Source organism: Sinobaca sp. TMA16-18, assembly GCF_059510535.1.
The window spans coordinates 723,830-735,150 of the sequence record NZ_JCAKFM010000001.1; the positions used below are offsets into that span (position 1 = coordinate 723,830).

Consider the following 11,321-nt stretch of genomic DNA (forward strand, 5'->3'; position numbering starts at 1 on the left):
TTATCTTTTATCTATTCTGTATATAATTCTGTCGCCAATCCACTGCAGGATCATAACAATCACGAGAATGGCGGCAGTTGCTACTAATGTGACATCTGAATTGTTCCGCTGGAACCCTTCCCGGAAAGCAAGGTCACCAAGGCCGCCGGCTCCGATAACACCAGCCATGGCCGTATAGCTTACAAGCGTGATAGCTGTAACCGTAATACCGGATATCAAGGCAGGTAGAGATTCAGGAATCAGGACCTTAAAGATAATGTGCCACTGATTAGCTCCCATCGACTGCGCAGCCTCAATGACTCCTTTATCAACTTCGCGAAGGCCAATTTCTACAAGCCTTGCATAAAAAGGGGCTGCCCCTATTACTAAAGCAGGAAGCGCCGCGCTCGGGCCAAGCATCGTTCCGACAATAAAAGTCGTAAACGGAACGAGCAGAATAATTAATATAATAAATGGAATGGAACGGAAGACGTTTACTATTGCCGCCGCTGCCAGATGAACCGGGTTATTTTCCCACATGTTCCCTTTGTCCGTCATATAAAGAACAAGACCAAGCAGAACACCTAAAATAAAAGTGGCCAGGACGGCCAAAGCACTCATATACAGTGTTTCAACCGTGGCTTCCCACATGTTGTCCCAGTTTACATTTTCAAATAGTTCATTCATGAGCTGTCATCACCTCTGTCTGGACCTGCTGCTCTTTCAAATAGGACAGCGCATGGTCGAGCTGTTCCTGGTTTCCTTTAAGCTGCACGAATAACGTGCCGTAGCTTCCATCCCTTGTCTTGGAGACTTTGCCCTGCAGAATATTGACGGAAACGCCGCATGTCAGGATAAGATCTGTCATGATAGGCTGCTCCGCTTCTTCGCCGAGAAAAGAAATTTTAACAATAGGATTGTCGTCACCGGTCTTCATTAATTCCCGGATTGCTTCCATCGTTTCTTCCGGCTCGGTAATCTGTTTGACAAATTCTTTCGTCATTTCTTCACGGGGCTGTCTGAACACATCCAGAACCTGCCCTTCCTCTACTACTTTTCCATTCTCCATTACAGCAACGCGGTTGCATATTTTCCGGATTACGTGCATTTCATGAGTGATCAGCACAATGGTCAATCCAAGCTTTTTATTAATATCCGTTAACAGCTCGAGAATAGAATCTGTCGTTTTAGGGTCAAGCGCAGACGTTGCCTCGTCGCAGAGCAGTACTTTAGGGTTGTTCGCAAGGGCTCTCGCAATGCCGACACGCTGCTTCTGGCCTCCGCTCAGCTGGGCCGGATACGCATCTTCCCTGCCGCTGAGACCGACAAGTTCTATTAATTCGTTTACTCTCGCATCTTTGTCTTTTTTTGAATGCTTCGCTATTTCCAGTGGAAACGCTATGTTCTCCCGGACCGTTCTCGACCAGAGCAGATTAAAATGCTGAAAAATCATGCTGATTTCCTGACGTGCCTGCCGAAGGGAAGCCCCCTGCAGATCGGCCATGTTTTTATCTGCAATAATAATTTTTCCAGATGTCGGTTTCTCAAGCATATTCAACAGACGGATGAGCGTGCTTTTTCCTGCGCCGCTGTAGCCGATAATGCCGAATATTTCTCCTTCATCTATCGTTAAGTCTATATTGTCTACTGCCGTTATATCTCCATTGGATGTAGAAAATATTTTCGATAGTTTCTCTAGTGTTATCATATGCCCACCCTGTTTCTTTTCTTTATTAACCTTACTTATCATACCAGATAACTTGGTCTTAGAACAGAATCTTTATTCAGCTAAAAAATACGTACTCCCTTATTTAACCATAAGAAAATACCCTTCAGCTTTTATCATAAGCAGAAAGGGCTCGGTTCATTCCTTTCTCTCATCTGCCAAAGCGGATGCTTCGCAGGAATTGGCACCATTTCATTACATGTAATGACGGTTGCCGGGCTTCAAAGGGCCAGTCCCTCCACCTCTCATGATAAGAGTGTTTCATATGTAGGTTATTGAGTACAAATCGAAGCTTAGCATGGGACTGCCCGGGTGTCAAATCATTTGCCGGGGCTTATATATCACTGCTCTGCGGGACTTTTCTAAACACGAGATAGAAATAAATGGACCCTGTTAAATAGAGAGCACACGTTAACGTAAATACCCATGCCCATCCATAATATGGGCCATATAGGAGTACAATCGACGTCGATACCGGTCCCATTACAGCCCAGCCCAGCTGAAATACCATCTGCCCGATAGAGTTGGCAAGGCCTTTAATATTATCCCCTACGCTTCTCATCATTAACGACATCTGGATCGGGTTCCCTGCGTTCATTAAAGCCTGACGGAATAAAAAACCGATAACCGCAAACCAGATATTCTGCGTGTAGGCGGTAACAAGCAGAAACGGAAGCGAACTCAGCTGTAAAATAACTACCGCACGTACTTCCCCGACTTTCTGGACAAGCGTCGGGCCTATCATAAATGCTACAGCCGTCATACCCTGCCCTAAAGCCAGGATCAGGCCGACGGCGGTATAACTTACGTCAAAGCGGTCGGTAAAATACAAATTCAGGTACGGAATAACAAGTCCGGAGCCGAATCCGATAATCATCTGCGCCACGGCAAACAGGGCAATCATTTTGATACCGGCCCGATTTGTATGTAAAATTTCCTTAAAAGAGCCGGCACCGGTCTTCGTTACCGTCAGCCTGCGTTCTTCTTTAATTTTCAATACCGGAAATATAGCAGCAAAACTTAAACAGGCTCCTGTCAGCAGAGTAAGACGCAGGCTCTGCAGAGCGGAAAAGTCGAGCAGCATCCGGGCGCCGTCACTCATCAGTCCTCCCATGCCATTTCCTATGACGTTCGCCACCATAATTAATGCAAAATTAAAGCTGAATAAATGGACGCGCTGCTTTTCCGTGGAATTTTCAGCCAGCAGCGGAATGGAAGAAACCTGCACAAAAGACATAAACGCTCCTGTTAAAAACGCTCCCGCCAGCAGCAGGCCTTCTGCTTCCACGACGGAACGAAGAAACAGACTCACCCCAAGCATAAGGGCCCCGGCCATAATAACTTTTTTCCGCCCGATACGGTCGCTCAGCAGGCCGGCAGGAAGCAGTGCAATCGCTGTAGCCGTTGCCTGGGCCGCGATCACCCGTCCGTTTACATCATCCAGGTACCCGAGTTCTCTTATGTAGTAGTTATACATAATCATAAAGACTCCCATGCCCATGTTGGAAAGCACGGAAGCGATTAAGAACAAACGTACATTTTTATTGTAATGCTTAAATTGATGAGTCCATTCCCTCGCAATACCCTTCATGATCAGAGTGCCTCCGTTTTATTTCGACAACCGAATGAAATTCACTCCTTTTAATATATAGAACATTGCCGAAAAAGAAAAGAGGGTAGTTTATTTCAAATAAAAGAAGCCCGCCTCTGCTTTAGAGGCGGGCTTCTTATGTAACCGTGATTTACTCTGCGCTTACCATTTTCTCGTAAGCTTCTGCAGACATTAAGTTATCGATCTGGCTGCTGTCGGATGGTTCTACAACAATCATCCAGGCCTTTTCATAAGGAGATTCATTTACAAATTCCGGCGAATCGTCCAGGGTTTCATTCACTTCAACAACCTTACCGCTGATAGGCGCGTATAGTTCAGAAACTGTCTTTACTGATTCTACACTTCCAAAAGGTTCATCTGCCTGAACTTCGTCTCCTACTTCCGGCAGTTCAACAAATACGATGTCTCCAAGCTCAGACTGGGCAAAGTCTGTAATGCCGACTCTTGCTTTTTCTCCTTCGGTCTTTACCCACTCATGCTCCTGTGAATACTTCAATTCCGTTGGTACGCTCATTATTCATTCCTCCAGTTTTCATTATCTTTACTGTTTCCACGTTTCCTCAAACAGCGCTTCTTTAAACCCTAATGTAACCTGGCTCCCATCTGTTACGATAGGCCTTTTTATTAGCATACCATCTGAGGCGAGAATATCATATAGTTCCTCGTTCTCCGCTTCTTTCACTTTATCTTTGAGGCCCAGTTCGCGGTATTTCTTTCCACTCGTGTTGAAAAATTTCTGGATCGGATACCCGCTGAGGTGATGAAGTTTTTTAATTTCTTCTGCTGAGGGAGTAGATTCTACAATATGATGCTTTGTAAATGGTACCTCCTGCGATTCCAGCCACTTTTCTGCTTTTTTGCAGGTGCTGCAGGCTGGATAGCTGTAAATGTCCACTGCCATGTTATGCCTCCTTTCTTCTACTTGTTAGTATAGCTTATCTTTCTTTCTGGTTGGACTCAATAATTAACAGGCTTAATAAGAGTCCACTCTCGTATATTCTACGGTCTCCGCATCCGGGAAAGCATCCAGGTTCAAGAAATAAAGATGCCCGTCCTCTCCACCATGGAAAGTAGTCACTCTCGAACCGTCTCCAACCGTCATAACATAATACCGGTTGCCATCCGCTCCGGTTTCCCAGGCCTGTTCGTAAAATGTAAAGCTGTCACGGGTACCGCCGTTTTCAATCCCATATTGAATCAGTTCTTCTACCAGCTGTTCCTCCAAAGTTATTGATTCTGTATCCGGCACAGCATCTGTTTCCGATTCGGAGTCTGCTTCTTCTGACGCAGATCCTGTATTTGATTCACTGCCGGATTCCGTTTCATTTCGTTCGTCGTTCGGTTGATTTTCACTTTCTTTAAATGACCCATTTTCTAATTTGCCAAAAAATATTTCACTTGATGGCTGTTTCCACAAAAGCCTATCACTTTCTAATAGTTCTATGATAAGTGTAGATCCTGTTCCATAATCTACATCTCCTTCTGCTTTTATTACTCCATCATTTATGTCGATAATTTCATAATTGACTTCTGTTTTATTAGAATGAAAATCATCATCGTATATAACTTGAAATGTATTATTATCATTGCCTAATTTAACCTCAAAAAAAATAAAGTGTCCTGTTTCATCTTCTAAATTCAGCCATTCCCCTTCCAATCCAGCCAATTCCTCATGTTGTATGTCCTCTTTTTCTTCTTCTATCGTTTCTTCAGTTGATGGTTCCTGCTCCTCCTCCAGGGAAGCTGCCGTCTCATCTGCCTGTTCCTCTTCGCTGTTTTCTGCTTTTTCTTCAGTGGCAGGCTCTTCTACTACTTCTTCCTCTGTTTCCGGTGCAGCCTCTTCTCCCTCTGAAATCTCTGCACTTTCTACTTCTTCCGCTTCCGGCCCTGCTTCTTCCTCCGAGCATCCAGCTGCTAAGATGACAAGTAAACCAGCCGCCATTATCATCTTTTGGTTCATCCCCCTCTTCATTCAACCATTCCTCCCTTTTCGTTATCGTATATTATATACATTTTAACGAATTTTTACTTTTATGTAAACACAAAGTAATAGGTACATAATCATAAAAAGATTTTTATGTATAAGCATTAAAAAAAACGGACAGAAACTCTGCCCGTTTTCTTTTTATGCATTTTTAGATTACATAGCGCTCTTCTTTAAGCACCTTTTCTGCGATACTGCGCTTAATGCGGATCACGTCTGTCGGCGTGTGTCGCGTCAGTTTACGGAGAATGGAGAGCATCGTGCGGAGCGAGTCTCCTTCTTCCATATGAATAATGGATTCTTTAGCATGGGCTTCAATACGGTTTACTGCCTCCTGGCAGAACACCTGAGTGAGCATGATTTTCATGTTTTCTTTTTCGGCTCCATTTTTGTTCATCGCTTTCTCTGTGCGGAGAATCGCGGATTCCATGGAATAAATATCGCTTACGATATCAGCCGAGTTAAAGAGAAGCTCCTGCTCCTGGTCAAGCCCTTTGCCATATTTCTGAGCAGCACTCCCCGATACGAGAAGAAATACTTTTTTGAGATTTCTAAGAAGCATTTTTTCCTGTTCGAGCGGCTCGGATCCCGGCTCTTCCGGCATCATTGACATGATTTCGGACTGAAGCTTTTTGGCTTCTTCTAAAAACGGAAGCTCGCCTTTCATCGCTTTCCGCATAATCGTGCCTGGTACAAGCAGGCGGTTGATTTCGTTCGTGCCTTCAAAAATACGGTTGATTCGGGAATCGCGGTAGGCGCGCTCTACTTCGTACTCCGCCATAAAGCCGTAGCCGCCGTGAATCTGTACCGCTTCATCTACGACATAATCGAGTGTTTCCGATCCGTAGAATTTATTCAGGGAGCACTCAATCGCATATTCAGCAATCGCCCCCGCTACTTTTCCGCCATCTTCCTGTTCCGCTTCGCTCAGCCTGCCGAGCTGCTCTTCGAAAAGACCACCGGTGCGGTAAATGGAGCTCTCCAATGCATACGTTTCTGATGCCATCGTAGCAAGCTTTTCCTGAATGCCTCTGAAAGAAGCAATCGGCACTTTAAACTGCTTGCGCTCGTTCGCGTACTTGGCAGACAGCTCAATTCCCCGTTTGGAACCGCCGACGCAGCCGACGCCAAGCTTATAACGGCCTACATTCAAAATATTAAACGCAATAATGTGGCCGCGTCCTGCTTCACCGAGCAGATTTTCTTTCGGTACGTGGGCATTATCCAGAATCAAGGTTCTTGTAGAAGACCCTTTAATACCCATTTTTTTCTCTTCCGGACCTGTAGATACCCCTTCGATTTCCCGATCTACAATAAAGGCGGAGAAATGCTCGCCGTCGATTTTGGCATACACAATAAAGACGTCGGCAAAGGCGGAGTTTGTAATCCATTGCTTCTCACCTGTGAGCTTATAGTGGGTCCCGGCATCATTTAGAACAGCGGTTGTCTTTGCACCGAGGGCATCGGAACCGGAGCTCGGCTCTGTCAGCGCGTAGGCTGCAATTTTCGTGCCTGTCGCCAGATCCGGAAGATACTTGGCTTTCTGCTCTTCATTGCCGAAAAACACAATTGGAAGAGAGCCGATACCAACATGCGCTCCCTGGCTCAACGAGAAGGAACCGGCACGCGAGAATTTTTCTGTAATAAGAGTGGAGCTGATTTTATCAAGGCCGATGCCGCCGTATTTCTCCGGAACATCCGCGCCAAGCAGGCCGAGTTCCCCCGCCTGGGTTAACAGGCGGCGGGAGACGTCAAACTGATGATTTTCCAGCTTTTCTGTTTCGGGCACTACTTTTCCAACCACAAAGTCTTCTGTCGTTTTGGCAATCATTTTATGCTCGTCTGTGAAATCCTCCGGTGTGAATACCTGGTCTGCTGTTACCTCACCAAGTAAAAACCCTCCGCCTTTTGTATGAAGCTCTATTGTGCTGCTCATAATCTATTCCTCCTTTTTATTATTGTGGAAGCAGTTCAAACACACCAGCAGCGCCCATTCCTCCGCCAATACACATCGTTACAACACCAAACTGTTCATTGCGTCTGATCATTTCATGCATAAGAGACAAAGTGAGCTTCGTTCCTGTACATCCAAGCGGATGCCCTAAGGCGATCGCGCCTCCGTTGACGTTTACTTTTGTATGATCAAGCTTCAGCTCTCTGATAACCTGCAGAGCCTGGGAAGCAAATGCTTCATTCAGCTCAAACAGCCCGATATCCGACATCTCGAGTCCCGCCAGCTTGACTGCTTTAGGGATGGCCTCGACCGGCCCGATTCCCATTACTTCAGGTGGAACACCGGCGACGGAAAAACCATGAAATTTTAAAATTGGCTTATGCCCTTCTGCTTCGGCCTTCTGCCTGTCCATCAGGAGTACAGAGGCTGCACCGTCACTCATCTGCGACGCGTTTCCGGCAGTGACAGATCCTTTCGGATGAAACGCCGGGCGGAGACCTGCGAGCGTTTCTGCTGTTGTGTCTTTACGGATGCCTTCATCCATTGAAAACATTGCCTTGGATTCTTTTAATTTATTATCTTTGCCTACTGAACGTTTTGTCACTTCAACCGGCACGATTTCATCGGTGAATTTCCCCTGCTCTACAGCGGCCGCCGCTCTACGGTGGCTTTCTGCTGCAAATGCATCCTGATCTGCCCGGCTCACACCAAAGCGGTTCGCTACTTCCTCGGCTGTATAACCCATGCCGATATAATACTCCGGCGCTTCATCTACAAGCGTTGGATTGGGAGCGATCACGTGTCCGCCCATTGGAATCATACTCATTGATTCCGCACCTCCGGCGATAACAGTCTGGGAGTGCCCCAGCATAATCCGCTCTGCACCGTATGCAATGCTCTGCAGGCCGGATGAACAATATCTGTTAATTGTGATAGACGGCACCGTATAAGGCAGACCGGCTAATGCAGAGATGCTTCTTGCAACGTTCATTCCCTGCTCTGCTTCCGGCATCGCGCATCCGATAATGACATCATCAATCGTTGACGGGTCAAGTCCGCCTGCTCTTTTCAGTGTTTCTTTTATCGTTAAGGCTCCCAGATCATCCGGGCGGGTGGCAGCGAGTGTACCTTTATTTGCTTTTCCAACAGGAGTTCTTGCTCCTGTAACAATTACTGCTTCATTCAAGGCTGATCCCTCCATTCATTTAATTTCTCAACGGTTTTCCTTTAGACAGCATGTGCTGCATGCGCTGCTGTGACTTCGGTTCTCCTACAAGACTCAGGAATGCTTCTCTTTCCAGGTCAAGGAGGTATTGTTCGTCCACCATCGTTCCTTTTGGAACTTTTCCACCGGCAATAACATGTGCCAGCTTTTCAGCAATTTTCAAGTCATGTGGTGAGGCCATGCCTCCAAGCTCCATTGTTTTTGCACCAAGCTTCATTGCGGCGTAGCCTGCTTCTCCGGACACGGCAACTTTCTCACGCTGCGGAGCGCGGTAGCCTGTATCAAAGAGATGATTTACCTGCTGTTTCGCATGATAAAGCACGTGGTCTGCATTCGTAATAACCGCGTCTCTGTCCTTTAAGAATCCATTGTCTATTGCTTCATGGCCGGACGTTGAGGTTTTAGCCGTTGCAATCGTTTCAAAGGTTTTAAAAGAAGCTTTCAGAAGACCGGCTGTATCTTTTGGATCCAGGCCTTCAATGTTACGCATGTAAAGCTCTTTGTTTCCGCCGCCGCCCGGTATAAGACCGACACCGACTTCCACAAGCCCCATGTAAGTTTCCGAGGCAGCCTGAATACTCGCAGACGGCAGGCATATTTCCGCTCCGCCACCGAGCGTCATCGCATGAGGAGCCGTAACGACCGGACGTTCTGCATATTTAATGGCCATAGCCGCCTGCTGGAACTGTTTGATGACCATATCTATTTCAAAGAAATTATCATCCTGGGCTTCCATGAGAATCATCATTAAATTCGCACCTACACAGAAATTCTTACCCTGGTTTCCTATAACAAGGCCTTTGTAATTTTTATTTACTTCCTCTATCGACTGATTGATCATTTGAATAACGTCCAGCCCGATGGAGTTGTTCGGCGATTGGAATTCCAGCAGCGCTGTATCATCTCCGATATCAATAAGGGAAGCACCGGCATTTTGCTTAATGACGCCGTTTGACTTTTTAATCGAAGCGAGCGAAATCTCTTTTTTATTTACCTGCTTTTGCTGATAGGAGCCGTTCTCAAGGTAAGTGCCGTCATTTTGGTAAAAAGAGTCAATACCGCTGTCAAGCATGTGCTGAATCCACCCGGGAAGTGTTATTCCCTCTGCGGTCATGCGGCCGGCTGTCTTTTTAAAGCCAAGCGCATCCCATATTTCAAAAGGTCCCTGCTTCCAGCCGAATCCCCACTTCATGGCTTCATCTACTGCGACAATGTCATCTGCAATTTCTTCTTTCTTCTCAGCTGAATATAGAAGAACCGGCTTTAAGATGCTCCATAAAAAATGGCTGACTTCATCTTCGCTGAACACCAGTGTCTGCATTTTCGCTGCAGGATCTTTCTGCTGTTTTGCCTGCTCCATAACAGGTGACTTCCACTTTTGGCGTTCCTGGTACTCCATTGTGTCTGTATTCAGCTCGAGAATGCTGCTGCCTTCTGCCGTTTTTTCTTTTTTAAAGAATCCCTGGCCGGCTTTGCTGCCAATCCAGCCCTTTTCTCCCATTTCCTTCATAAAAGCAGGAGGATCAAATACTTCTTTCTCTTCTCCATCCACTTGGTCATGAACATTTTTGGCTACATGCAAAAACGTGTCCAGCCCTACAACATCAAGCGTACGAAACGTCGCACTTGTCGGCCGGCCTATTAGCGGTCCTGTAACAGCATCCACCTGCCCGACTGATAAATTCTGCTTTTTCATTTCCTGCACAGTGACGAGAAGCCCGTATGTTCCAATTCGATTTGCAATAAAATTCGGCGTGTCTTTTGCTTCTACAACGCCTTTTCCGAGCGTATCTTCAGCAAACTGCTTCATCCCTTCCACAATCTCCCGGCTCGTATGCTGGGTTGGAATAATTTCCAGCAGCTTTAGATAACGGGGTGGATTGAAGAAATGAGTGCCGAGAAAGTGCTTTTGAAAAGACTCGGAGCGTCCTTCTGCCATGGCTTCGATGGAAATACCGGACGTGTTGGAGCTTACTATTGTCGTATCCGAACGGTATTTATCCACCTGTTCAAACACTTTCTGTTTAATCGGCAGATTTTCTGTTACTACTTCAATGACCCAGTCCACTTCACCGATGCGTTCCATGTCATCTTCCATATTACCGGTTTCAATTAAACTTAAATTGGATCTGGATGTTAAAGGCGCAGGCTTCTGCTTTAACAGCTTCATTTTTGATACTTCACTGAGCCGGTTCCTAACGGCTTTAGCTTCCATTGTTAACCCTGCTTTTTGTTCTTTTTCAGACAGCTCTTTTGGAACGATGTCCATTAGGATTACCGGTATTCCTATGTTAGCCAAATGTGCGGCAATGCCTGATCCCATCACGCCGGAACCAAGTACGGCTGCTTTTTGAATGGATGTTTTCATGATCGGCCTCCTTGTTTGAATGAATACTCATTCATAATGCATGCTTTAACTATAAATGAAAGGGTTTACTTTAGCAAGCCCTTCCGATTGTATTTTTTATGGAAATAAAAAATACCTTCCTTCTATATAAAAAAGGCACGAAAACTGTATCTTTTTGTAATTCCATGTTTTATTTTCCGAATAATAGGAAAAAGCTTATAACACCGGAGGTCTAAATTTAATACTGAAGGAGTGCATCAAACCATGACAACAGATAGATACCCATCCCGCCACCAGGCCGAGGCGTCCATTACGGAGCGCAAGGACCCTGTGGCGTATAGAAACCCCGACTTTTCCGACGGCCCGCTTACGAAAGCCGACGAAGCGTTTTACGATGAAAACGGCTACCTGCTGTTTGAAAACCTGTTTGAGCCCGATGAAATCAAAACGATGATCCGTGAACTCAAGCAGACGATGGAACGCAACCAGGAGCG

The 11,321-nt window shown here is 45.9% G+C and carries 9 protein-coding genes, 1 pseudogene and 1 riboswitch; of the genes and pseudogenes, 1 reads left to right on the forward strand and 9 read right to left on the reverse strand.

Annotation, left to right across the window (positions count from 1 at the left end):
• The 9 genes from AC5W14_RS03695 to AC5W14_RS03735 form a co-directional block, all read right to left on the reverse strand.
• Complete coding sequence (locus AC5W14_RS03695; protein WP_496193675.1) at positions 1-666, reverse strand: methionine ABC transporter permease; 666 nt, start codon at positions 664-666, stop codon at positions 1-3.
• The gene (locus AC5W14_RS03700) at positions 659-1,687 is read right to left on the reverse strand and encodes a methionine ABC transporter ATP-binding protein (protein ID WP_496058963.1); all 1,029 of its coding nucleotides are present in this window, start codon (positions 1,685-1,687) and stop codon (positions 659-661) included. The genes AC5W14_RS03695 and AC5W14_RS03700 overlap by 8 nt, the downstream gene beginning before the upstream one ends.
• Positions 1,688-1,853: 166 nt before the next feature.
• Positions 1,854-1,962: riboswitch (SAM riboswitch) on the reverse strand.
• Between the two features lie 77 nt (positions 1,963-2,039).
• Positions 2,040-3,296: an MFS transporter gene (locus tag AC5W14_RS03705; RefSeq protein ID WP_496058962.1), complete on the reverse strand. Its 1,257-nt coding sequence runs from the start codon at positions 3,294-3,296 to the stop codon at positions 2,040-2,042.
• A gap of 151 nt (positions 3,297-3,447) precedes the next feature.
• Positions 3,448-3,831: a glycine cleavage system protein GcvH gene (gene gcvH, locus AC5W14_RS03710; protein WP_496058961.1), complete on the reverse strand. Its 384-nt coding sequence runs from the start codon at positions 3,829-3,831 to the stop codon at positions 3,448-3,450.
• A gap of 27 nt (positions 3,832-3,858) precedes the next feature.
• On the reverse strand, positions 3,859-4,218 hold the full coding sequence (locus AC5W14_RS03715) for an arsenate reductase family protein (protein WP_496058960.1): 360 nt from the start codon (positions 4,216-4,218) through the stop codon (positions 3,859-3,861).
• 72 nt (positions 4,219-4,290) lie between these two features.
• Positions 4,291-5,277 (reverse strand): hypothetical protein, encoded by a 987-nt coding sequence (locus tag AC5W14_RS03720; protein ID WP_496193676.1) that lies wholly within the window; start codon positions 5,275-5,277, stop codon positions 4,291-4,293.
• A gap of 175 nt (positions 5,278-5,452) precedes the next feature.
• On the reverse strand, positions 5,453-7,237 hold the full coding sequence (locus AC5W14_RS03725) for an acyl-CoA dehydrogenase FadE (RefSeq protein WP_496193677.1): 1,785 nt from the start codon (positions 7,235-7,237) through the stop codon (positions 5,453-5,455).
• A gap of 19 nt (positions 7,238-7,256) precedes the next feature.
• Positions 7,257-8,441 (reverse strand): acetyl-CoA C-acetyltransferase, encoded by a 1,185-nt coding sequence (locus AC5W14_RS03730; protein WP_496193678.1) that lies wholly within the window; start codon positions 8,439-8,441, stop codon positions 7,257-7,259.
• Positions 8,442-8,460: 19 nt separating this feature from the next.
• Positions 8,461-10,848: a 3-hydroxyacyl-CoA dehydrogenase/enoyl-CoA hydratase family protein gene (locus tag AC5W14_RS03735; RefSeq protein ID WP_496193679.1), complete on the reverse strand. Its 2,388-nt coding sequence runs from the start codon at positions 10,846-10,848 to the stop codon at positions 8,461-8,463.
• Positions 10,849-11,091: 243 nt separating this feature from the next.
• On the opposite strand from AC5W14_RS03735, the pseudogene AC5W14_RS03740 reads away from it, so the two are divergent.
• A pseudogene (locus AC5W14_RS03740) lies at positions 11,092-11,321 on the forward strand (ectoine hydroxylase); the annotation flags it as partial.